Genomic DNA, 23,031 nt, shown 5'->3' with positions numbered 1-23,031 from the left:
CCACATCTCGGCTCCACAAAAGGACGAAGAACAAGATCAACGTGAAGGCAATCCGGGTGCGCCTAGACATGACGCAGGAAGAGTTCGCAGCTCGCTTCGGATTCAGCGCTCAATACGCTATGCCATTCGGAGCAAGGTCGCGACAGCCGGAGGGGCCGACACGCGTGTATCTTCTCGCGATCGAGCGCGCCCCGAAGGCCGTGCAGAAGGCTTTGCAGGCTGTGTGATGCGTTCGAAATCTACGCCAAAACGGCCGTTCGTAAGTATCTGCGCGCTCCCGTACGATGGCAGGATTTTTGGTCTTCTCTTCCTGAATTCGTCGCCGCTTGATGCTCGTTTGACTTCACCAATCGGGCGAGCGACGGCATGGCAGATGACACAGAACTGGAGCTGGACGACATCAGACCGGCCAACGACAATCAAGGTCCGGAGGATGGAACGAGCAAGGCGGATAACAAGACGCGGCGACAGTTGGAGCAGGTGACGTTGACCATTTCCCGGCTGATCGGACGCCGGATTGCACGGAAACAGTTCGCGGCGCTCAGCGCCGCCAATGATAACAGGCCTCAAGCCACGAACGATGCGGAGGACGAGGCCGGCAAGGATTAGACAGAACGGAGACCGTCATGCCCCGCGTTGCGCTTTACGCCCGCTACTCGTCCGACAATCAGAGCGAAAGCTCGATCGAGGATCAGTTTCGCCTCTGCCGAGAGCACGCCAAGCGCGAGCGATGGAAGGTCACGAGCACCTATCACGACGCCGCCATTTCGGGCGCGAGCATGATCCTGCGGCCCGGTATCCAGTTGTTGTTGCAGGATGCGCAACGCGGTCTGTTCGATGTCGTGTTGGGCGAGGCGCTGGACCGGATTTCTCGTGACCAGGCGGATGTCGCCACGCTGTTCAAGCATCTGCGCTTCGCGGGCGTCTCCATCGTCACCCTGGCCGAAGGCGAGATCAGCGAGCTTCACGTTGGCCTCAAGGGCACTATGAATGCCCTGTTCCTCAAGGACCTCGCCCTGAAGACTCATCGTGGTTTGCGCGGCCGAGTGGAGAAGGGCAAGGCCGGCGGTGGCCTCTGCTACGGCTACAACGTCATGAAGGGGCTCGACGCCAACGGTGAGCCGATCCGGGGCGATCGCGAGATCATCGTGGAGGAAGCGAGGATTGTCCGACGCATCTTCCGCGCCTTTGCCGCCGGCAAGAGCCCGAAGGCCATCGCGGTCGAACTGAACAAGGACGGCATTCCCGGCCCGCTCGGCCGGGCCTGGGGCGACACCAGCATCCGAGGCCACGTCTCGCGCGGCACCGGCATCCTCAACAACGAACTCTATGCCGGAGTCCTGGTCTGGAACAGGCAGCGTTTCGTCAAGGATCCAGCGACTGGCAAGCGCGTGTCACGGCCGAATCCGGAAAGCCAGTGGATCAGGATCGAGGTGCCGCATCTCAAGATCGTGGACGATGAACTGTGGCAGGCCGCGCGGGCGCGGCAGCAGCAAATCTCGGCACTCTTTGGCCCCAACCCGGCCAATACGCGGGAGGGCAGGGCCAAGCGGCTGCACCTCGCCAACCGGCCCGTCTCCCTCCTTTCCGGCCTTCTCACCTGTGGCTGCTGCCGCGGCAAGATCGGCATCCTGACGCCGAATCGTTATGGCTGCCTCAACCATCATCGTCGCGGAACTTGCGCCAACAACCGCACCATCATGCGCGAGAAGATCGAGGCGCGGGTGTTGGCGGGACTGAAGGATCGCCTCGTCTCCTCCGAGGCGGTCGCAGAAGCGGTGCGTGCCTATGCCGAGGAGATGAACCGCCTCAACCACGACCGGCGGGCGCGGGCGGAAACAGACCACCGTGCGCTTCAGAAGATCGAGCGGGCCGTTGCCGGCATCATCGCAGCGATCGAGGACGGCCTCTACCAGCCGTCGATGAAGGCGCGGATCGACGAGCTTGAACGGCAGAAGGCGGAGATCACACAGCGCCTGTCAGAGGCTCCCGCCGACATTCCCGACATGCATCCCAACATCGCCAACGTCTATCGCAAGAACGTCGGTCGGTTCACCGAGGCGCTCGCCGATCCGGATGGCGGACGCGAGGCCGCCGAGGCGCTCCGCTCGCTCATCGGCGAGATCGTACTCACTCCCGGCAAGAAACGTGGCGAGGTCCATGCCGAGCTACGCGGCGAGTTGATGGGTATCCTTGAATTCTCTAATACCCAGGAAAATCAAAGAAGTAGTCTTGTTATGCCAGCAGTGGCTGCACCTCCCCGCAACCATTGAGACCGACACTCCCGTAGCCGACGAGGCTGCGGGAGTTTTGGTTTGTGAGCTGCTGTGCAGCTGAGGACAGTGCCGTCTCCCCCTGAAGCGTGGCATCGGAAGATCCGGGAATTATCACCAGGACGGCGCTCAGGCGACCATGCGAGCCGGCAGACAATCTGCGAAGCGCGTGAACTGAAGTATTGAGGCAACGGCGAAATCCACAATCCGTCTGCCTGCGGTACAACCCCATTGCCCTGGTGTGGGAGCGAGCTTGCACATTGCGCGAGCGCAGCCGCCGTCACGATGTCAGACGCAGCAGGTTGCGCACGGCAGGGCGCCATTCGCCGGTCATGGTGTATTCGAGGCCGAGACGTGCGCCGCAGGTGATCGCCAGCATCGTCAGCGGCGCCGAGACCGCCAACGTCGAGAATGCCGACAGGCCCTGTCCGATCGTGCAGCCCATCGACATGATGCCGCCGGTGCCCATCAGCAGCGCGCCGGTCATGTGACGCTTCAGCTCGCGCGCATCATCGCAGGCCTCCCAGCGGAAGACGCGCGAAAACATTGCCGCGACGAACGAGCCCAGGATCACGCCGGCGACGGAGCCGATCGCAAAATCGGCCCGGCTGCCGGACAGCGTGGCGATGTAGAGCACGGTATTGCCGAGCGGGGCAACGAAGGTCAGGGATGCCACGCGCGCCGGATCGAAATCGTCATTGCCGAGCCAACTGGTGGCGAACCAGCCGAACGCCACCGCGCAGCCTACGGCGAGGCCGGAGAGCAGCAGGCGCGGCGATCTCACGAGGCGCCCGTCGGCCAATGCCCAGGCCGCGAGCGCGACCGCTGCGACGGAAACGGTTGCCGGCCGCGCATATGAGCCAAGTGCGGGCGACAGCAGCATATCCATGCCCTGGGTCATCGTTTCGGGCAGGCGTATGGAGAGCGGCTCGATCAGCGAGATGCGCAGGAATCCCGTGAGCCCGCGCATCGCGGCCAGGGCTGACACGCCCAGCACCAGAAACACGACGATGGCGCGCAGATCACCGCCGCCGATACGGACCAGTGTCCCGAAGCCGCAGGTGCCGACCAGGGCCATCCCGATTCCGAACGACAAGCCGCCGAGGATGGCGCCGCCGAGCGGAATGGACGACGTCAAGTAGATCGAGCGCGACAGGTCGATCAGGCCGAAGCTGGCGAGCAGCTGGGTTGCGACCAGCGCGACCGCGGCCGCCAGAGCGAAGGATTTGAGTCGCCGGGTATCGGCGCCGAAGAACGCGTCCTCCAGCATCGCGAGCGTACAGAAGCGGCCGGCGCGACCGGCGACGCCGAGAACGGCGCCCGCGAGGAGCCCACACATGAACGTCAGTGCTGATGGGCTGAGCATTCCTCTCCGACATCCTCGTTGGTTTCCTGGCATTGTGCGCCAGGAGCGGCGGGGACGCCAGACCTCTTGCGCCGCTACGGGGCGCGCCGATGCGAAGCCCGAGACCGCGAGGGCCAACCGGTCAGCGGCGGCGCTTGCGGACCGGCTCGCAATAGACGTCGTAGATCGCCGTCAGGATCTTGCGGACATCTTCGCTCGCAAGGCTGTAGTAGATCGTCTTGCCCTCGCGCCGCGTCGTGACCAGCCGGTCGAGCCTGAGACGGGCGAGCTGCTGCGAGACGGTCGACTGCCGCTCGCCCAGGAACTGCTCGAGCTCGGTGACGGATTTTTCGCCTTCGGCGAGGATGCAGAGCAGCAAAAGCCGGGACTCGTGGGACAGTGCCTTCAGCATCTCGCTGGCTTCCCGCGCCTTCTCGATCATCTGCTCGAGCTCGGCAGAGGTTTCGATGTCCTTCAACTTCGGCAGCGGCATGAATTCTGAATCCCTCGGTTGGCGTCAGGAGCGGGCCGGAGCCCCGCTTGTAGCATTCATTATGCGGCCGAGCAGCCCAAAGAAGAACGCATCGCCGGGATAACCGCGGATGCGTCCGATCTCGCGGCCCTGATCGACCACCACGAAGGTCGGGGTGAACGCTCCCGGATCGATACCGGAAAGGTCCGTCGGCAGCGGCTTGGCAAGGTCGACCCGTCGCAGCGGCAGCGCGCGCCCCTCGTCGGTCTTGTCATAGATCGGACCGATTTCCGCGTTGAAGCGGGCGCACCAGCCGCAGCCCGGACGTTCGAACATCACGAGCTCGGAGGCGAACGCCGGGGACGAGAGGCAAATGCCGGTCACTACGGCTCCTGCGAGCGTTGCGAATCCGCGCGATGCACGTCTGCTGGTCATGCCGAGATCCTCTCTGGACTTGGTGGCCAATCTATCATTAAATTCGAATATGTACTAGTGCGCGATTTCCGAATCCTGCCCGGCAGGCCGGGCACGTAGCGCTGGCCGACCGGGGGGAAAGATGGATCTCGACGTCACGCTGGGCGCCGCGCTGGCCGCGGGTCTGTTGTCGTTTCTGTCACCGTGCATTCTGCCGCTGGTCCCGCCGTTCCTGTGCTACATGGCCGGCGTCTCGGCGGCCGACGCGATCGGCGAAACCAGCATGGCCCAGCGGCGGCGGACGGTGCTGACGGCGCTGTGCTTCGTCGGCGGTTTTTCGCTGGTGTTCGTCGGTCTCGGCGCCACCGCCTCGGTGTTCGGAAGGTTCATTGCCGGCCATCTCAGCCAGCTCGGCATCCTCGCTGGCCTCGTCATCATCACGATGGGGCTGCATTTCCTCGGGGTGCTCCGGATTCCGCTGCTGTACCGGAGCGCCACGATCGACGTCGGAAGCAAGCCGGCCGGCCTGCTCGGTGCGTTCGTGATGGGACTTGCCTTCGCCTTCGGCTGGACGCCGTGTGCGGGGCCGGTCCTTGCCGCCGTCCTGATGATGGCCGGCGCGGAGGCGACGGTGGGGAAGGGCGCGCTGCTGCTCGCCGCCTATTCGGTCGGGACCGGCATCCCGTTCCTGATCGCCGCTGCCTTCACGGGACAGTTCATGACCATGCTCAAGGGCATCAAGCCGCATCTCCCCCTGGTCGAGAAGACGATGGGCGGCTTTCTCGTCCTGACCGGCGCGGCCTTTCTCGCCGGCGTGATCCCGCGGATGTCGGAATGGATCTTCGAGCGCTTTCCGTCGCTCGCCACCATCGGCTGATCAGCCGAAGCGGAAGTCCAATAGATTGACGAAGGACTGCAGTTCGATCTCATAGCGATGCACCAGGCCGGCGTCGCTCTCGCGCGCCGCGCGGCCGATCTCGCCGGCACTCGTCGTGGCGCCGTCGATCAGGCGGCGGAACTCGGCCTGGCTCGCCACGTCGGGCGCGGCGAGGCCGTTGCAGCGTTGCAGCCGGTCGCGCAGCGCTGTGCCGGCCTGGACGACCTCGCCAGGCTCGGCCTTGCCCGCAGCGAACCGCGCAGCTGCGTTGCGCAACGCGTCCATGACGGGTGACAGGTCGAACACGCAATCGCTGAGTTCGACCACGCCGGCGTCCTGCCTCAGGGCGTGAAGCGACCGGCGCAACGCGGCAATGGCCGCCGCAGCGCGTGCCCCGTCACCTGCGGTCAGCGCTTCGTCCGCCTGCTTCAGGCGATCGTTTCCGGTGGCGATCAGCTCTGCAAAGGATTTGGCCGAATAGGGCGCATTGGAGCGCTCGGCGAGCCGGCTGAGCCTGCCCCAGGCGATCCGGGCGTCGTCGAGCTCGATCTGCGCCAGGCCCACATTGCCGGTGCGGCCATAGCTCGCGGCTGTGCGCAGGCTGGCCATCGCCGAGCGCATGAAGGCAGCAACGTCCGCGTTCTCTTCGGCGTGCCCACGGACGCCATGTGTGAGGCATGACAGCACGAGCGACAGCATGATGACGCGGCGCAGCATCGAATGTCCTTTTCACATTCTGTTATTCGAATATCATGTATCGAAATTCCGTGGACTTGGCAAAGTGGACTTGGCAAAGCGCGCGAGCGGGCTGATGACGACGAACCGGACGATGACACGGCGCGATCTGGTTGCGCTGCTGCCTGCCGCGGCGGCCGTCGGCCTGGCGTCAGCGCCGGCGCAGGCCGACGCGGCGCTCGGCGACGACGGGCTCTATCACCAGTCCTGGTTTCTCAACAGCTTCCTGGACCTGCGCGAGGATCTCGAAAGCGCGGCGTCGGACGGCAAGCGGCTTGCGATCATGTGGGAGCTGCGCGGCTGCCCGTATTGCCGCGAGACGCATCTGGTGAACTTTGCCGATCAAGAGATCACGGACTACATCCGCGCCAATTTCGAAGTGCTGCAGCTCAACCTGCTCGGCGCGCGCAAGGTGATCGACTTCGATGGCAAGGAGCTTGCCGAGAAGGAGCTCGCCGAGCGCTACGCGATCCGCTTCACGCCGACGTTCCAGTTCTTTCCGCCATCGGCCGAGGGGGTCTCTGCGAAGGAGCCGCTCGCGCGCGAGGTGGCGCGCGCGCCGGGCTATCTCAAGCCGCCGCATTTCCTCGCAATGTTCCGCTTCGTGCGCGAGAGGGCCTACGAGCGCGGCACCTTCCGCGACTATCTCGCTTCGACCAAGGGTTGAGTGCAGTGCGGCATCGAAATACGCTTGACACCAATCACATTATCAAATCATAATTCTTGAATATGATGGATCGTAAGTCCGTCGTGTCATCGTAAGGCGAGGGGACGCCTCGTCGGTCAGGGTGGAAACATGCGCCGTTTGATTCCGGCCGCCTTGCTCTGCGTGTTGCTGTCGGCAGCCGCGCGGGGTGACGAGCCGATCAGGCTCGATGTCGTCGACTATGCCATTCCGAAATCGCTGACGGGCGCGCCCGGCAATGCCGATGCCGGCAAGAAGGTGTTCTTGACGCGGACGCTGGGCAATTGCCTCGCCTGCCATCAGGTGTCGTCGCTGAAGTCGGAGGAGTTTCACGGCGAGTTCGGTCCGTCGCTCGACGGCGTCGCGACCCGCTACAACGCGGCGCAATTGCGCCTGATCGTCGCCGATCCCAAGCGCATCTTCACCGATACGGTGATGCCCGCCTTCTACAAGAACGACGGACTCAATCGCGTCAGGCCGGAGTTCGTCGGCAAACCCGTCCTCACCGCCGCGCAGGTCGAGGACGTCGTCGCCTTTCTCGAAACATTGAAGTAACCGCCTCTGGAGGATGATGCATGGGCGCAATCAACAGACGACAGGCGTTCCTTCTCGGCGGCGGTTTCGTCGCCCTGACGGTGCTGCCGATGGCCGCCAACGCCGAGCCGAGCAACGACGCGGCCGAGATGATCAAGAAGTTCACCGGCGGCAAGGAAGCGGCCAAGGGCAAGATCACGCTCGATCTGCCTGAGATCGCCGAGAACGGCAACACCGTGCCGCTCGCGCTCTCGGTCGAAAGCCCGATGACCGCCGAGAACTACGTCAAGGAAGTGCTGTTCGTGGCCGACGGCAATCCGAATGCCGGCGTCGCCACGCTGATGTTCACGCCGATGTCCGGCAAGGCCGAGGCATCGATCCGCATCCGTCTGGCGCAGACCCAGAACGTGATCGCGGTCGCGAAGATGAGTGACGGCTCGCTCTTCACGGAGCGCAAGACCGTCAAGGTCACCATCGGCGGCTGCGGCGGCTGAGACAGGGGAGAGACGAACATGGCAGACAAGCCGCGCATCAAGCTTCCGAAGGAAGCCAAGAAGGGCGAGATCATCCAGATCAAGACGCTGGTCTCGCATCTGATGGAATCGGGTCAGCGCAAGGATGCGCAGGGCAAGCCGATCCCGCGCAAGATCATCAACAAGTTCACCTGCGAGTTCAACGGCAAGCCGGTGTTCTCCTGCGCGCTGGAGCCGGCGATCTCCGCCAACCCGTACATCCAGTTCGACGCAAGGATCGACGAGGAAGGCACGTTCAAGTTCGCATGGACGGATGATGATGGCTCCGTGGTGACGGCCGAAGAGAAGATCGCGTTGAAGGCCTGATCGGCAGCGTGTGATCGCTAGGAGGAGTGACGGATGTCCATTCGCTACGGTTCTCTCGCCGTCCTGGCTTCGGCCGCGCTGGCCCTGTCGGCAGTCGCGACCTTCGGCCAGGATGCCGAACGGAAGGGCATTCCGGCGCCTCCCGGTCACGTCTTCAAGACCATCATCTCGGGCTATCAGTTCCGCACCAAGGAAACGCGCGCGCTCCAGGATGACGACCTGGAGAATCCCGGCTTCCTCGCGGTGGAGCGGGCCGCCGACGTCTGGAAGACGGTCGACGGCAGCGAAGGCAAGTCGTGCATGAGCTGCCACGGCGAGGCGGAAAAGACCATGAAGGGCGTCGGCGCCGCCATGCCCAAATGGAGCGATAAGCTCAACAAGCCGGTCAATCTCGAGCAGCAGATCAACATCTGTCGCACCGAGCACATGAAGGCGCAGCCCTGGGCCTTCAAGTCGAAGGAACTGACGGACATGACGGCGTTCGTCCGCTACCAGTCGCGCGGCATGCCGGTGGCGGTGAAGACCGACGGTCCGATGTCGCCATGGTTCGAGAAGGGCAAGGAGATCTACTATACGCGGGTCGGGCAGCTCGATCTCGCCTGCGCGTCCTGCCACGAGAAGAACAACGGCAAGTTCATGCGCGCCGATTTTCTGAGCCAAGGCCAGACCAACGGCTTTCCGACCTACCGGCTGCGCGATCAGCGCCTGATCCCGCTGCACGAACGGTTCGAGGGCTGCATGTTCGACGTTCGCGGCGTGCCCTACAAGCCGCTGTCGGACGAGTTCCTCGCGCTCGAAGTCTACGTCGCCTGGCGCGGCATCGGGCTGCCCGTCGAGACACCGTCGGTCCGCAACTAGCCGCGGACACAAGGAAGATACATCATGATATCGCGTCGCGAATTCGTTCAGGTCGCATTGGCGGCGGCTGCCCTGGCGGGTGGCTCCGGTCTTGCGGGTGCGACCCGCGCCTTTGCTCAGCAGAAGCTGACCGAGAAGGAGCTGCTGGCGTTCGATCCGGTCGGCAACGTCACCTTGGTGCATGTCACCGACATCCACGGCCAGCTAATGCCGCTGTATTTCCGCGAGCCGTCGACCAATCTCGGCGTCGGTGACGCCAAGGGCCAGCCGCCGCATGTCACCGGCAAGGATTTCCTCACCCGCTTCGGCATCGCGCCGGGCTCGTCGTCGGCCTATGCGCTGACCTCGGAGGATTTCGAGGCGCTCGCCAAGACCTACGGGCGGATCGGCGGGCTCGACCGCGCCGCCACCGTCATCAAGGCCATCCGCGCCGAGCGCGGCGACAAGGTCGTGCTGCTCGATGGCGGTGACACCTGGCAGGGCTCATGGTCGTCGCTGAAGACCCGCGGCCAGGACATGATCGACTGCATGGCGCTGCTGAAGCCGGATGCGATGACGGGGCATTGGGAGTTCACCTACGGCACCGAGCGCGTCAAGCAGGCGGTCGATGGTCTGGGCTTCCCCTTCCTCGGCCTCAACATCCGCGACACCGAATGGAACGAGCCGGCGTTCGAAGCCTCGACGATGATCGAGCGCGGCGGCGTCAAGATCGCGGTGCTCGGCCAGGCATTCCCGTACACGCCGGTCGCCAATCCCCGCTGGATGATTCCGAACTGGTCGTTCGGCGTGCGCGAGGAGGATGTTCAGACCCAAGTCGACAAGGCACGCAAGGACGGCGCCGGCCTCGTGGTGCTGCTGTCACACAATGGCTTCGACGTCGACCGCAAGCTGGCCAGCCGCGTCAAGGGTCTCGACGTCATTCTCACGGGTCATACCCATGATGCATTGCCTGAAGCGGTCAAGGTCGGCAAGACGCTGCTGATCGCGTCGGGCTCCTCCGGCAAGTTCGTCTCGCGGCTCGATCTCGACGTCAAGGACGGCGAGGTGAAGGGCTATCGTTACAAGCTGATTCCGCTGTTCTCCGACGTGATCACGCCGGATCCGGCGATGGCGGCCAAGATCGCCGAGGTGCGCAAGCCGTTTGCCGCCGATCTCGCCCGCCCGCTGGGACGGACCGAGACGCTGCTGTATCGCCGCGGCAATTTCAACGGCACGTTCGATGACCTCATCTGCCAGGCGCTGCTGCAGGAGCGCGATGCGGAGATCGCGCTGTCGCCGGGCTTCCGCTGGGGCACCAGCGTGATGCCGGGCCAGGAAATCACCTTCGAGGACGTCACCAACGCCACCGCGATCACCTATCCGGCCGTCTATCGCATGGGCATGACCGGCATGCGGCTGAAGGAGATCATCGAGGACGTCGCCGACAACCTGTTCAACGTCGATCCTTACTACCAGCAGGGCGGCGACATGGTCCGCATCGGCGGCATGTCCTACGCCATCGACGTCAACAAGCCGCAGGGGCAGCGCATCTCCGACATGCGCCTGATCAAGACCGGGGCCGCGATCGATCCGACGCGCGAGTATCAGGTCGCGGGCTGGGCCAGCGTCAACGAAGGCACGCAGGGGCCGCCGATCTGGGAGGTCGTGTCGAGCTATCTGCAGCGCCAGAAAACCGTTCGTCTCGAGCCCAACCGGGCCGTCAAAGTCTCCGGAGTGTGACGACGATGTCCAAGGACAAACTACTTCCCTCAGCCCCACGCGCGTCGCGCCGTGGTTTCCTGACCGCAGCCGGCGGTCTTGCCGCCACGGCGCTGGCCTCGCAGGCGCGTGCCGGCGTCGGCAATCCCGCCAACCAGCCGCCGAACGTGCCGGAATGGACGCGGACCCTCGGCGAGGGCGTCGCTGTGCGCCCCTACGGCAAGCCGTCGAAGTTCGAGAAGGACGTCGTCCGCCGCGACGTCGAATGGCTGACGGCTTCGCGCGAATCCTCGGTCAGCTTCACGCCGCTGCATGAGCTCGAAGGCATCATCACGCCGAACGGGCTGTGCTTCGAGCGCCATCACGGCGGCGTAGCCGACGTCGATCCGGCCGATCACCGGCTGATGATCCATGGCCTGGTCGAGCGGCCGCTGCTGCTGACGCTCGATGAGCTCAAGCGCTACCCGCGCGTCAACCGCATCCACTTCATGGAATGCGCGGCCAACTCCGGCATGGAGTGGCGCGGCGCCCAGCTCAATGGCTGCCAGTTCACGCATGGCATGATCCACTGCGTGCAATATACCGGCGTCTCGCTGCGCACCCTGCTCGAAGAGGCCGGCGTCAAGACCAACGGCAAATGGCTGCTGGTGGAGGGCGCCGACTCCGCGTCGATGGATCGCAGCCTGCCGATCGAGAAGGCGCTCGACGACTGCATCATCGCCTACAAGATGAACGGCGAGGCGCTGTATCCCGAGCAGGGCTATCCGATGCGCCTGGTCGTGCCGGGCTGGCAGGGCAATCTCTGGGTCAAGTGGCTGCGCCGTATCAAGGTCGGCGACCAGCCCTGGCACACCCGCGAGGAAACCTCGAAATACACCGATCTCTTGCCGAACGGAAAGGCGCGGCGCTTCACCTGGGCGATGGATGCCAAGTCGGTGATCACGAGCCCGAGCCCGCAGGCGCCGATCAAGCACGGCAAGGGCTTTACGATCGTCTCAGGGCTGGCGTGGTCGGGCAACGGCAAGGTCAAGCGCGTCGACGTCTCGCTCGATGGTGGCCGCAACTGGTGGCCGGCGCGGATCGACGGCCCGGTGCTCGACAAGGCGCTGACCCGGTTCTACTACGAGTTCGACTGGAACGGCGAGCCGCTGCTGCTGCAGTCGCGCGTCCAGGACGAGACCGGCTACGTCCAGCCGTCCAAGGCCGAGCTGCGCAAGGTCCGCGGCTACAACTCCATCTATCACAACAATGGCATCCAGACCTGGCATGTGCAGGCAAACGGTGAGGTCGAGAATGTCGAGGTCGCCTAAGCTCATCATTGCCGCCGCAGCGCTGGCAACGCTTGCGGGCTCGGCGGCGTTCGCCGGCGGTCCGAGCGAGAAGACCGAGGCCAAGTCCGATGCCAAGGCGCCGCAGCGCTTCAACATCGGCCGCGCGCCGAGCGCTGAGGAGATCCGCGGCTGGGACATCGACGTGCGTCCGGACGGGCAGGGGCTGCCAGTCGGCAAGGGCACCGTCGCCCAGGGCGAGAAGCTGTTCATGGACAATTGCGCCAGTTGCCATGGCGAATTCGGCGAGGGTGCCGGCCGCTGGCCGGTGCTCGCCGGCGGCAAGGGATCGCTGACATCAGACAATCCGGTCAAGACGGTCGGTTCCTACTGGCCCTACGCCTCGACGCTGTTCGACTACGTCCGCCACGCGATGCCGTTCGGCAGCCCGCAGTCGCTGAAGGTCGACGAGTACTACGCGCTGGTCGCCTATGTGCTGTATCTGAACGACGTGATCACCGATCAGAACTTCGAGCTGAGCAACAGCAATCTCGCCACGATCAAGATGCCGAACGAGGGCGGGTTCATCATGGATGACCGGAGCACGAGCGAGAAGGCGTTCTGGCAGAAGGATCCTTGCATGAAGAACTGCATCGCGCCGGTCAAGATCACCGGACGCGCGACAGCGGTCGACGTCACGCCGGAAGACAAGGACGGTAAGCCGCGAGGCGTCGAGTGAGGATTGCCGGATGCAGCCGCCGCCAGATGCTGTTGGCGGCCGCATCCGTCGCCCTGGCCGGAAGCGGGGTTGCGTCCGTCGCCACTGCAGCCGAGCCACATAGGCTCGCGTTGCAGATCAGCGACGAGGATCCGGCCAAGATGCGCGCGGTGCTCGACGTGGCCGCGAATGTCTCCCGCCACTATTCGGGCGAGGGCGCGGAGGTCGAGATCGTGATCGTCGCGTTCAATGGCGGCCTCGACATGCTGCTGGCCGACCGCTCGCCGGTGAAGGAGCGGGTGCTCGGCTTCGCCAAGTCGATGCCCAATGTGAGCTTCATCGCCTGCGGCAATACCTTGGAGACGCTCGCGAGCAAGGAGGGACGGCAGCCGCCTCTGCTCGACGGTGTCACGGTCGTCAAGACCGGGGTCGCGACCCTGCTGGAGCTGTCCGAGAAGAACTGGACGATCGTGCGTCCCTGAGGAATTTGCGATGCGGTGGTGGCTCGCTCTTGTCGTCTCGTTCATTGCGTCGATCGCCTTCGCGGCCGAGGAGCCGCGCGAGCTCACGATCGGCGGGCGTACGGCGCTCGGCACGCTCCGACTGCCGGCGCAGTCTGGACCGGATGTACCGCTGGTGCTGATGACGCACGGCACGCTCGCGCACAAGGACATGGAGACCATCCAGGGTCTGTCCAAGGCGTTGGCCGAGCGGGGGATCGCGTCGCTCGCGCACAATCTCGTGCTCGGTCTCGATCGCCGCACTGGCATGTACGATTGTGCCAAACCCCATGACTATGTGACGGACGATGCTGTCGTGGAGATCGCCGCCTGGCTGAGTGAAGCGCGCAAGACGTCGTCGCACGTCTTCGTCCTCGGTCATTCGCGCGGCGCCAATCAGGTCGCGCGCTATCTGGCCGCCAATCCCAAAGCGGCGGTCGACGGTGCGATCCTGCTGGCGCCCGCGACGGCGAGCATCGAGGCCGGTTTGAGAGACGCCTATGCGGAGAGCTACGGCCAGCGATTGGCGCCGCTGCTCGACAAGGCTGAGGCAGCGATCGCCGCCGGGCGCGGCGGTGATTGGATGTCGGTGCCGGGCTTCATCTATTGCCGCGATGCCAAGGTGACGGCGCGCGCATTCGCAGCATTCTATCGCGCCGACCGGCGTCAGGATACGGCGGCGCTGGTCGCCGATGTGAGCCTGCCGGTTCTGGTGCTTGCGGCAGCGCAAGACAAGACGGTACCGGACGTGGCAGCGTCGTTCGCGCCGCTGGCGTCACGCGCCGGCAGCCGTGTCCGACTGGAGACGATTGACGACGCAGATCACTTCTTTCGCGATCTCGCCGCCGAGGATGCCGCTGATCGCATCGCAGGATTCATTGCAGCCGCGCGTTAGGAGCCACCATGGAACGTCGATCTTTGATGCAAGCCGGTCTTGCCGGCCTGTTTGGAATCTTCGGTGTCAGCAGCGCACGCGCGGCGACGGAATCTCCGCGCCAGCGCGTCGCCTATCATCTCGCCGATCAGGACCGCGCCCTGTTCGTTCTCGGCAACCTCCAGAACCACGTCGATGGCACCGGAGGACCTGGACGCGCAGACATTCGCCTGGTGATCCACGGTCCGGGCTTGCGGGCCTTTCATGCGATTTCGGCCGACCAGACCATCTCGGCTCTGGCCGAGCGCCTCATGAAAGCCGGCGTCGGCTTCGAGGCCTGTGCGAACACCATGAAGGCGCAAGGCGTGAAACTCGACGATCTCTTGCCAGGGTTCGCGGTGGCGGAGAAGGGCGGCGTCGTGCGCCTCACGGAGCTGCAGCAGAGTGGATACGCCTACCTGCGCCCGTGACGGGCGCATGCGTCCTTGCCGATGCCGCCCGGCATGTTGAGCGGCAGGCCTGAACGACGGGAGCGCCTGTGCTCACCGCATTGATCGACCTTCTGGGTGAGGAGCTGGTGTCGCTGCTGTGCGGGCTCGCGGCCGGCGGCGCGTTCGGCTTCTTCGCCCAGCGCAGCCGCTTCTGCCTCCGGGCGGCCACGGTCGAGTTCGCGCGCGGGCAGGGCGGTCCGCGGCTGGCGGTGTGGCTCCTCACCTTCGCCTCGGCGCTGCTGGGCACCCAGGCGCTGGTGGCGATGGGCCTGCTCGACGTCTCCGAAGCGCGCCAGCTGGCGCAGCAGGGCAGCATTTCCGGCGCGATGATCGGCGGCACGCTGTTCGGCTGCGGCATGATCCTGGCGAGAGGCTGTGCCAGCCGTCTGCTGGTGCTCTCGGCCAACGGCAATCTGCGGGCGCTGCTGTCCGGCCTCGTCTTCGCGGTGACGGCGCAGTCGGCCTATCGCGGCCTGCTCGCGCCGGCACGCGAGTGGCTCACCAATCTTTGGCTCGTCGACGGCGGACCGTCGCGCGACATCATGAGCCTGTTCGGCGGGGGTACGCCCGAGAAGCTCGGCTTCGGCATGCTGTGGTTCCTGGCCGGGCTCGCCGCCGTGTCGAAGTTTCAGGTTGGCCCGAAGATCCTGCGCTCGGCGGTGGCCGCGGGCGCGGCGGTCGCCGGGGGCTGGCTCCTCACCTATCAGCTCGGCCAGGCCTCGTTCTCGCCGGTGCCGCTGAAGAGCCTGACATTCAGCGGTCCTTCGGCGGAGCTGCTGATGCAGGTGCTCGCCAGCCCGCAACTGAAGCCGGGCTTCGATCTCGGCATCATTCCGGGGGTGTTCATCGGCTCGTTCGTTGCGGCTGCGCTGGCGCGTGAACTCAATCTCGAAGGCTTCTCGGATGGGCGCGGCATGCGCCGTTACATGATCGGCGCCGTCCTGATGGGATTCGGTGCGATGCTGGCGGGCGGCTGCGCCGTTGGCGCCGGCGTAACCGGGGCATCGGTGTTTGCGCTCACAGCGTGGATCGTGCTCGGTGGCATGTGGTTGGGTGCGGCCGTCACCGATTTTGTCGTCGACCGCTGGCTGTTCGCCACCAAGCCGGCGCAGAGCCCGGTTCAGTCGCCCTCCGTCATGCCTTCTTGAGGCATCCTGCGGAAGCGAGCCTGCTTCTGCTGAGCGGCATTGGACATGCAGCGTCAAGGCGCAGCATCCATGAATCTCCGGGACCTGTCTGTCACAGGCTCGTCGACGCGTGGCGTGTCGGCGCACTTCAAGCCTCCGACGAAGAACATTGTCTGATCAGATCGGATCGAGCCCGAAGACACGCGTCTTTGCGTCGTCACGCCGGAGCGCAGATCGCGTAGTCCGCGGATTGGCCACAGGAGATGCGTGCCGAACACGGCATTCGGACCATCGTGCCCGATCATGACGTTGGTAGATTCCAGTCTGGAAATCCCGCCCGTTAACCAATTTGCGAAGGTCGGGTGATACCGTCGCGAGGGGACGACGCAATCATGCGGCGGACCGATACGAATCGCCGGGACTACGAAAGGCACGCGTGATGTCGCAACTCTCCATTCGAGCAAAAATGGCGGCCGTCATTGCGCTGCTGCTGGTGGCGATGACCATCGTCGGGTTGCTGGCCGTCCGCGGCATGCAGACAATCAATACGCATACCGAACAGATCGCCAAGAACTGGCTGCCGAGCGTGCGCGTGCTCGGCGAGTTGCGTTCGGCGATCAATCTCAATCGGGCGCAGCTGCGAGCCTACATGACGGCAGATACGACTGAGGAGAAGGACAATCTCGACCGCAACATGAAGGCAACGCTCGCCGTCATCGCGACGGCGCGCCGCTCCTATGAGGCGATGATCTCGTCGGCCGAGGAGCGCAGCCTGTTCGAGAGCTGGTCGCGGGGCTGGGAGCAATATGTCAAGGCTGCCGATGGTGTGCTCGAGGTGCTGCGCGCAGGGAACGGCAACGCGACCAAGCAGGCGAGCGATCTGTTCAACAAGACGGTCCGGAGCGTCGCCAATCAGTCGGACGAATTTCTTCGAAAGCTGATTGACCTCAACAATCGTGGCGCCGACGCCGAAACCAAGATCGCCGCGGATGGCTATGCCGAGGCATTTGCATTGATGTCGACGGTCATCGTCCTTGCCGTTCTCACCGGCATCGGCGTCGGAAGCTGGTTCGTTCGCGACATTTCCCGGTGCATCGCTTCCATCATCAGGCCGATGCAGGCGCTCGGTGAGGGTAACCTGGCGATCGAGATCCCCTATCGCGGTCAGAAGACCGAAGTAGGCATGATGGCCGACGCCCTGGAGGTTTTCAAGACCGCCTTGATTGCGAAGAAGCAGGCCGACGATATCGCTTCGAGAGAGGCAGAGGTGAAACTGGAACGCGGCCGGCGCCTCGACGAGATCACTGGCCGCTTCGAGGCCGTGGTCGGCGAGATCGTCGACACCGTGTCCACGGCATCGAGCACTTTGGAAGGTCACGCCGGCGGGCTCAGCAACACGGCGAGCCGCGCACAGAACCTGGCCACATCCGTCACCGCGGCTTCCGAGGAAGCCTGCACCAATGTGCAGTCGGTGGCATCTGCGACCGAGGAGCTCTCCGCGTCCGTCAACGAGATCAGCAGGCAAGTCCAGGATTCAGCCCGGATGGCCAATGAGGCGGTGGCACAGGCCCGCAGGACCAATGAACAGGTCAGCGAGCTCTCGAAGTCCGCTGCCCGCATCGGCGACGTCGTCGAGCTGATCAATACGATTGCCGGACAGACCAATCTGCTCGCGCTGAATGCAACGATCGAGGCCGCACGCGCCGGCGAGGCCGGCCGTGGATTTGCGGTGGTCGCATCCGAGGTCAAGGCGCTGGCCGAGCAGACGGCGAAGGCCACGGGCGAGATCGGCCAGCAGATCTCCGGCATCCAGTCCGCCACCCAGCAATCGGTCGGTGCCATCCGCGACATCAGCATCACCATCGAGAAATTGCAGGAGATTTCGTCGACGATCGCATCGGCCGTGGAGCAGCAGGGCGCTGCCACGCAGGAGATCTCGCGGAACGTCCAGCATGCGGCGGCGGGAACGCAGCAGGTCTCAGCCAACGTTGCGGATGTGCAGCGCGGTGCCGTCGATACCGGAGCCGCCGCGTCCCAGGTGCTGTCCGCCGCGAAATCGCTGGCCAACGACAGTGCCAGACTGAGCATGGAAGTGAAGAAGTTCATCGCCGGCGTGAGAGCCGCCTAGGAACTCGCAGCGACTGAGAGCCGCGCAGATCCGATCTCGCCGCCATTCGCCGGCCCGCGTCGGAGTGCTGGACAGGTGCGCAGGCCCGGCCACCACGCGCCGGGCATCGCTTCTGCGTTGGCCTGCGAGCCTCATCTCGAGGACTTCTCCCGCGGCCGCGGCAAGCGGCGCGACCGAGTCGCGTGGTGACGATGGACCTGCGAGAGGCCGCGCCGACATGAACAGAGCGTGGGGCTGCGGCGGATCATGCTCCACTGCGGCTTGCTCGGGCCTGCCATCCCCGAGGTCGTCCGTGCCGCTGATTCCTCGCCGTCACGCTGCCGCAGGACCTCGCCTTTCACCTATCGGCACCAGCCGATTTATAATTGCATAAATTCGAATATATGCATATAGTGGCGTACGTCGGTCGCGGCGCTGGGCCGCGTCAGCAGGGAGGACCCGTCGTGGCAATGATGAACGACGTCATGGTCAAGGATCTGGGCGAGTCCGGGCGCATCGACTGGTCGCCTTATCTGGTCGGCGCCGGCATCGGCATCCTAAGCTGGGTGGCCTTTGCCGGGTTCGGCGATCCGCTCGGCGTGACGACGGCGTTCTCGCGCATCGCGTCGCTGTTCGCCGTGCCGGTGATCGGATCCGACGCCGTCGCCGCCAACAGTTATTGGAAGTCGATGCCGCTGAAATGGGATTATGGCGTCTGGTTTCTGGTCGGCATTCCGCTCGGCGCATTCCTGTCCGCGGTCATCTCCGGCACGTGGCGACTGGAGCTGGTGCCAGAGGTCTGGAGGGAGCGCTTTGGCCCGTCGGTGTTCAAGCGCTTCGTCGCTGCGTTTCTCGGCGGCATCGTCATCATGTATGGCGCGCGTTTGGCCGGCGGCTGCACCAGCGGCCACGGCATTTCAGGCGGTCTGCAACTGGCGCTGTCGAGCTGGCTGTTCCTCGCCGTGATGTTCGCGACCGGCCTGGTGGTGTCGCGCGTCATGTTCCGCAAAGCATAGGAGAAGGGCCATGACGTCATTGATGAGCATCGCCGGTCCGCTGTTGATGGGCGCCGTGTTCGGCTATCTCCTGCAGCAGGGCAAGGTCACGAGCTGCAACGTGATCGAGAACCAGTTCCGGCTGCGCGACTTCACCGTGCTGAAGGTGATGGGCACGGCGATCGTGGTCGGCGGCATCGGCGTTCTGCTGCTGGTCGATACCGGCAACACCAAGTATTACGTCAAGGACGCCAACATGCTTGCGGTCGCGCTCGGCGCGGCGCTGTTCGGCGTCGGCATGGTGGTTTACGGCTACTGCCCGGGCACTGCGCTCGGCGCCATTGCCAGCGGCAGCGTTCATGCTGCAGTGGGCGCTTTCGGCATGATCGTCGGGGCGATCCTCTATGCGCTGAGCTTCGACTGGGTGAAGGCCCATGTCCTGAATGTTTGGGCGCTCGGCAAGGTGCGGCTGCCCGACATCACCGGCGTGCCGGATGGCGTCTGGTTCGCCGCGCTCGCGATCGGTGCAGGTGCGTTCTTCTTCTGGGTCGAAGCGTCCGCGGCCAAGGCGAAGCGGACACAGGGCTAGGCTGAGTCGCCCGAGTGCCCCTATGTCAAACAGTGAGAGGTTCCTCCCATGCTATCAGGACTGTTCAGCAGGTTGACCGGGTCGACCAGCGTGCCGGCGATCGAGCATGATGAGCTGGTGCGGGCGCATCAGCAGCGGAGCTGCGTCATCGTCGACGTGCGCGAGCCGCATGAGTTCAAGGGCGGCCACATCCCCGGCGCCGTCAATCACCCGCTGTCGCGTTTCGACCCGGGCAGCCTCGTGCACGACAAGCCGGTGGTTCTGATCTGCCAGGCCGGCGGCCGCTCGGCCACCGCCCTGCGGCGGGCGCTGTCGGCCGGGCGGCAGGATATCCGCCACTATGCCGGCGGCATGAGCGGCTGGCGGGCGCGCGGCGGTCCTGTCGCCTGAACGCGCCCTGCCGGACAGGTCGGACGCTCTGCTCTGTCAGCATGTTCCGACGGGACTTGTGAAGGGTTGAGGTGAAGTGATCTGCAACCAGCATGGATTGCGGCAGGTTAAGAGCAAAGTGTGCGGCGGAAGGCTCCGATAGCCGTTCCCGCCCCGCAGCAGCTAATTTGTTGTTGGTCCAGTCCATTGGTTGACTCGTTCAGGAATAATTAGTTGCAACGCTGCAATACTCGAACACCGGTCGACGTTCGAGGATCGCATGTTGAAGTTTGTTGGCTTGAGAACCCGGATCACCCTTTCTCTGGTGATCGGTGCGGCAGCGACGGCCCTCTTCGTGCTGCTGGTCGCCATGTGGATCATCGGCGGCATCATCGACCGCGCCAATGAGCGCGAGCTCCACGCCCAATATGACGCCTTCAATTCGCGCCTGCAGCTGGAGTCGACCCGCGCGGAAGCCATGAGCGCGGTGGTCGCCAAGATCCCCGCAGTCCAGGACGCCATGGCGCAGAACGACCGCGACGCCTTGATGCGGCTGTTCGGCGCGGGCATGGCCAGCCTGAAATCCGATTACGGCGTCGACCAGTTTCAGTTTCACACGCCGCCAGCGATGTCCTTCCTGCGGGTGCACCAGCCGGCCAAGTTCGGCGACGATCTGTCGGGATTCCGCAAGACGGTGGTGGCCGCCAACACCGACCGCAAGCCGATCGTCGGGCTGGAGGGCGGCGTTGCCGGCCTCGGCCTCCGCGGCGTCGTACCGATCGTTTCCGCCGGCAGGCATCTGGGCTCGGTCGAGTTCGGCCTGACCTTTGGCCAGAACTTCTTCGACGAGTTCAAGCGCAGCCGGAATGTCGAGGTCGCGTTCCGCCTGGCTGGCGACACCGGCTTCAAGCTGTTCGCGACGACGATCGGGGAGACCTCCTTCTTCGCAAGCGGCGACTATCGGGAGGCATCGGCCGGCAGCTTCCTGTCGCGCCAAGGACAGCTCAAGGGTGTTCCGGTCGTCGCGCTGCTGGGCCCGATCAAGGATTTCTCCGGCAAGCCGATCGGGGCCGTCGAGATCATCATGGACAACAGCGAGTTCATCCAGGCTCGCAATCGCGCCGGGGCGTTGGCGATCGGGATGACGCTGGCCGGCCTCGTGCTGATCGCGCTCGCCGGGCTGTTGATCGCGCGCGGCATCTCCCGCCCGATCGTCCAGATGACGAGCGCGATGCGCGAGCTCGCCGACGGCAACTTGGACGTTCGCGTCCCGGCCGACTGGCGCAAGGACGAGGTCGGACAGATGGCACGCGCCGTTTCGATCTTCAGGGACAACGCCGTCCGGATGAGGGATCTGCAGGCGGAGCAGGAGAAGGCCCAGGCTCGTGCCGAGGAGGACCGGCGCCGCATGCTGATGGAGGTGGCCGATGGCTTCGAGGCCAGCGTCCGCGGCGTCGTCGACGCCGTGTCGGCTGCGGCCATCGAAATGGAGGCGACCGCCCGTTCGATGTCGGTGACGATCGATCAGTCGAAGCAGCAGGCCCTGACGGTATCGCAGGCGTGCGGCTCCGCGTCGGACAATGTCAACACCGTTGCCTCGGCGGCCGAGGAGCTGTCATCCTCGATGAACGAGATCAGCAAGACGCTCGAGCGTGCGTCGTCCGTGGTTCGCAAGGCCGCGGACGAAGGGCAGCAATCCAACGACAAGGTGCAGCGGCTCAACATTGCGGCCAGCAAGATCGGCGAGGTCGTCGCACTCATCACCCAGATCGCCAGCCAGACCAATCTGCTGGCGCTGAATGCGACGATCGAGGCCGCGCGCGCCGGCGAGTCGGGCAGGGGATTCGCCGTCGTCGCTAGCGAGGTGAAGACGCTGGCGACCCAAACGGCCAAGGCGACCGAAGAGATTGGTGCTCAGATCGCCGCGGTTCAGGCCGAAACCGCCGCCGCGGTCCAGAGCATCGGTATGATCTGCACCACGATCCAGGAGGTCGACGAGATCTCGACCATCATCGCCTCATCGATCGCGCAACAGGACGCCGCGACCCGCGAGATCGCCGGCAATGTGAACGTCGTCGCCGGCAAGACCCAGGACGTCACGCGCAACATCGCGGGCGTCACGTCCGGGGTCGTGCAGACCGGCCACGCCGCCAACGAGGTGCTGTCGGCGGCCGGCGAGCTCGCGCAGCAGTCGACCCGGCTGCGTAGCGAGGTCAACCAGTTCCTAGCCCATATCAGGGCGGCCTGACCGGTCGTTGGGTGGCTGAAGTATCAAGCTCGCCGACACGCCGATCGCTCCGGCGTAGCCACGGGCGCGAGCTGGGGTGGGGGCTCCTGTCCCGTGGCTCATCCCTGCTTCGCGGCCGCCTTCTCGAGCCGCTTCGCCATCACGCGCCAATAGGTGCCCGGCATGAAGCGCTGCAGGAGATCCATGAAGCGCGCATCGCCGCCAATCAGGATGCGGGGCTCATTGCGCTCGATGCCCTCGATGATCCGCAACGCGGCGTCGCGCGGGCTGGTCCTGGCAAGCCGCTCGAACCGCTCGATGGCCTGCACGCGGCGCGCATTGTCGGTCATGCCCTGGCCGGCGCGGGCATTGCGCGCAATCGCCGTGGCGATGCCGCCGGGATGCACGACGGACAGCCGCACGGGACTGCCGGCGGCTGTGAGCTCGTGACGCAGGCTCTCGGAAAATCCCCTTACCGCGAACTTTGCCGCGGCGTAGGCCGATTGACCGGGCGGAGCGATGATGCCGAAGATCGAGGACAGGTTGACGACGTGCGCTTCGCGCTGGCGCGAAAGATGCGGCAGGAACGCGCGCGTGCCGTGCACGACGCCCCAGAAATTGATGTTGAACAGCCACTCCATCTCCGCCTGATCGATCTCGGCGAAGCTGCCGAACAGTGCCACGCCAGCATTGTTGACGACGATGTTGAGGCCGGGATGCGCGCGGGTCGCGTCTACTGCGAACTGGGTGACTGCAGCCACATCGCTGACGTCCAGCCGGTGCGTGGTCACCTTGCGGCCGGTTGCGGTGAGCTCGGCGGCGAGGCTTGCGAGGCCCGCCTCGTCGCGGTCGGCGAGCGCGAGATCGCAACCGCGGGCCGCCAGCTCCTGCGCCAGCGCACGGCCAATGCCGCTGGCTGCGCCTGTCACGGCGGCAGATGCGCCTCGAATGATCGTCATTGTCGCTTCACTCCCCTGATCGACCGGTTCTACGTGCCTGTTCCAATTGCAGCTGGGTTTTCGGCCACTTTTTCTGA

Annotated in this window: 25 protein-coding genes; 20 read left to right on the top strand and 5 right to left on the bottom strand. The window is 64.9% G+C overall.

The genetic code is table 11. The features are described from left to right. Nucleotides 1–366: 366 nt before the first annotated feature. Together ACQR0W_RS15450 and ACQR0W_RS15445 are read left to right on the top strand one after the other, a co-directional pair. Nucleotides 367–609: a hypothetical protein gene (locus ACQR0W_RS15450; RefSeq protein ID WP_315718318.1), complete on the top strand. Its 243-nt coding sequence runs from the start codon at nt 367–369 to the stop codon at nt 607–609. 17 nt (nt 610–626) lie between these two features. After that, nucleotides 627–2,273 carry a recombinase family protein gene (locus tag ACQR0W_RS15445; RefSeq protein WP_315718317.1) on the top strand — a complete coding sequence of 549 codons (1,647 nt, stop codon included), beginning with the start codon at nt 627–629 and terminating at the stop codon, nt 2,271–2,273. 280 nt (nt 2,274–2,553) lie between these two features. Here ACQR0W_RS15445 and ACQR0W_RS15440 read toward each other — a convergent pair whose 3' ends face one another. The 3 genes from ACQR0W_RS15440 to ACQR0W_RS15430 all read right to left on the bottom strand — a co-directional run bounded on the left by ACQR0W_RS15440 (nt 2,554) and on the right by ACQR0W_RS15430 (nt 4,525). Then, complete coding sequence (locus tag ACQR0W_RS15440; RefSeq protein WP_315736267.1) at nt 2,554–3,639, bottom strand: YeeE/YedE family protein; 1,086 nt, start codon at nt 3,637–3,639, stop codon at nt 2,554–2,556. 121 nt (nt 3,640–3,760) lie between these two features. Then, on the bottom strand, nt 3,761–4,111 hold the full coding sequence (locus ACQR0W_RS15435; protein ID WP_315718315.1) for an ArsR/SmtB family transcription factor: 351 nt from the start codon (nt 4,109–4,111) through the stop codon (nt 3,761–3,763). A gap of 24 nt (nt 4,112–4,135) precedes the next feature. Further along, a complete protein-coding gene (locus ACQR0W_RS15430) occupies nt 4,136–4,525 on the bottom strand; it encodes a thioredoxin (RefSeq protein ID WP_315754880.1) in 390 nt (129 codons plus the stop codon). A gap of 121 nt (nt 4,526–4,646) precedes the next feature. On the opposite strand from ACQR0W_RS15430, the gene ACQR0W_RS15425 reads away from it, so the two are divergent. Next, nucleotides 4,647–5,381: a cytochrome c biogenesis CcdA family protein gene (locus ACQR0W_RS15425; protein ID WP_315778323.1), complete on the top strand. Its 735-nt coding sequence runs from the start codon at nt 4,647–4,649 to the stop codon at nt 5,379–5,381. On the opposite strand, the gene ACQR0W_RS15420 is transcribed toward ACQR0W_RS15425, so the two are convergent. Beyond that, entirely contained in the window at nt 5,382–6,098 is a 717-nt protein-coding gene (locus ACQR0W_RS15420) for a hypothetical protein (protein WP_315718313.1), read from the bottom strand. A gap of 94 nt (nt 6,099–6,192) precedes the next feature. Here ACQR0W_RS15420 and ACQR0W_RS15415 point away from each other — a divergent pair, with 94 nt between their 5' ends. The 17 genes from ACQR0W_RS15415 (at nt 6,193) to ACQR0W_RS15335 (ending at nt 22,016) form a co-directional block, all read left to right on the top strand. Further along, entirely contained in the window at nt 6,193–6,783 is a 591-nt protein-coding gene (locus tag ACQR0W_RS15415; protein WP_316171758.1) for a SoxW family protein, read from the top strand. Nucleotides 6,784–6,912: 129 nt separating this feature from the next. Continuing rightward, the gene (gene soxX, locus ACQR0W_RS15410) at nt 6,913–7,356 is read left to right on the top strand and encodes a sulfur oxidation c-type cytochrome SoxX (protein WP_315754844.1); all 444 of its coding nucleotides are present in this window, start codon (nt 6,913–6,915) and stop codon (nt 7,354–7,356) included. Nucleotides 7,357–7,376: 20 nt separating this feature from the next. Then, on the top strand, nt 7,377–7,829 hold the full coding sequence (soxY, locus tag ACQR0W_RS15405; RefSeq protein ID WP_315718310.1) for a thiosulfate oxidation carrier protein SoxY: 453 nt from the start codon (nt 7,377–7,379) through the stop codon (nt 7,827–7,829). An 18-nt stretch (nt 7,830–7,847) separates the two neighbouring features. After that, complete coding sequence (gene soxZ, locus ACQR0W_RS15400) at nt 7,848–8,174, top strand: thiosulfate oxidation carrier complex protein SoxZ (RefSeq protein WP_315718309.1); 327 nt, start codon at nt 7,848–7,850, stop codon at nt 8,172–8,174. Between the two features lie 33 nt (nt 8,175–8,207). Then, entirely contained in the window at nt 8,208–9,032 is an 825-nt protein-coding gene (gene soxA, locus ACQR0W_RS15395; protein WP_316171757.1) for a sulfur oxidation c-type cytochrome SoxA, read from the top strand. A 24-nt stretch (nt 9,033–9,056) separates the two neighbouring features. After that, nucleotides 9,057–10,751 carry a thiosulfohydrolase SoxB gene (soxB, locus tag ACQR0W_RS15390; protein WP_316176139.1) on the top strand — a complete coding sequence of 565 codons (1,695 nt, stop codon included), beginning with the start codon at nt 9,057–9,059 and terminating at the stop codon, nt 10,749–10,751. Between the two features lie 5 nt (nt 10,752–10,756). Beyond that, nucleotides 10,757–12,040: a sulfite dehydrogenase gene (gene soxC / locus ACQR0W_RS15385; protein ID WP_315826663.1), complete on the top strand. Its 1,284-nt coding sequence runs from the start codon at nt 10,757–10,759 to the stop codon at nt 12,038–12,040. Next, nucleotides 11,979–12,737: a c-type cytochrome gene (locus tag ACQR0W_RS15380; protein WP_316186278.1), complete on the top strand. Its 759-nt coding sequence runs from the start codon at nt 11,979–11,981 to the stop codon at nt 12,735–12,737. Before soxC ends, ACQR0W_RS15380 begins: the two co-directional genes overlap by 62 nt. A 26-nt stretch (nt 12,738–12,763) precedes the next feature. Beyond that, nucleotides 12,764–13,198: a DsrE family protein gene (locus ACQR0W_RS15375; protein WP_316171783.1), complete on the top strand. Its 435-nt coding sequence runs from the start codon at nt 12,764–12,766 to the stop codon at nt 13,196–13,198. 10 nt (nt 13,199–13,208) lie between these two features. Beyond that, the gene (locus tag ACQR0W_RS15370) at nt 13,209–14,111 is read left to right on the top strand and encodes an alpha/beta hydrolase (RefSeq protein WP_315718304.1); all 903 of its coding nucleotides are present in this window, start codon (nt 13,209–13,211) and stop codon (nt 14,109–14,111) included. A gap of 8 nt (nt 14,112–14,119) precedes the next feature. Then, on the top strand, nt 14,120–14,560 hold the full coding sequence (locus tag ACQR0W_RS15365; RefSeq protein ID WP_409978004.1) for a DsrE family protein: 441 nt from the start codon (nt 14,120–14,122) through the stop codon (nt 14,558–14,560). Between the two features lie 68 nt (nt 14,561–14,628). Continuing rightward, nucleotides 14,629–15,729, top strand: coding sequence for a YeeE/YedE family protein (locus ACQR0W_RS15360; RefSeq protein ID WP_315754833.1), 1,101 nt, complete (start codon nt 14,629–14,631; stop codon nt 15,727–15,729). A 418-nt stretch (nt 15,730–16,147) separates the two neighbouring features. Beyond that, entirely contained in the window at nt 16,148–17,836 is a 1,689-nt protein-coding gene (locus ACQR0W_RS15355) for a methyl-accepting chemotaxis protein (protein ID WP_316171756.1), read from the top strand. Between the two features lie 452 nt (nt 17,837–18,288). Further along, on the top strand, nt 18,289–18,831 hold the full coding sequence (locus tag ACQR0W_RS15350) for a YeeE/YedE thiosulfate transporter family protein (protein WP_315754875.1): 543 nt from the start codon (nt 18,289–18,291) through the stop codon (nt 18,829–18,831). 10 nt (nt 18,832–18,841) lie between these two features. Beyond that, nucleotides 18,842–19,399 carry a YeeE/YedE thiosulfate transporter family protein gene (locus ACQR0W_RS15345; RefSeq protein ID WP_315718301.1) on the top strand — a complete coding sequence of 186 codons (558 nt, stop codon included), beginning with the start codon at nt 18,842–18,844 and terminating at the stop codon, nt 19,397–19,399. A gap of 48 nt (nt 19,400–19,447) precedes the next feature. Further along, complete coding sequence (locus tag ACQR0W_RS15340) at nt 19,448–19,789, top strand: rhodanese-like domain-containing protein (RefSeq protein ID WP_315718300.1); 342 nt, start codon at nt 19,448–19,450, stop codon at nt 19,787–19,789. A gap of 259 nt (nt 19,790–20,048) precedes the next feature. Then, nucleotides 20,049–22,016, top strand: a complete 1,968-nt coding sequence (locus ACQR0W_RS15335; RefSeq protein WP_316187105.1) for a methyl-accepting chemotaxis protein — start codon at nt 20,049–20,051, stop codon at nt 22,014–22,016. Nucleotides 22,017–22,114: 98 nt separating this feature from the next. On the opposite strand, the gene ACQR0W_RS15330 is transcribed toward ACQR0W_RS15335, so the two are convergent. Then, nucleotides 22,115–22,954 carry an SDR family NAD(P)-dependent oxidoreductase gene (locus tag ACQR0W_RS15330; protein ID WP_315754829.1) on the bottom strand — a complete coding sequence of 280 codons (840 nt, stop codon included), beginning with the start codon at nt 22,952–22,954 and terminating at the stop codon, nt 22,115–22,117. Nucleotides 22,955–23,031 lie beyond the last annotated feature (77 nt).

The organism is Bradyrhizobium sp. HKCCYLRH1034 (assembly GCF_051168375.1).
Lineage (GTDB): Bacteria > Pseudomonadota > Alphaproteobacteria > Rhizobiales > Xanthobacteraceae > Bradyrhizobium.
The sequence above is the reverse complement of the archived record's forward strand: the minus strand, read 5'-3'. Positions and strand labels throughout refer to the sequence as shown.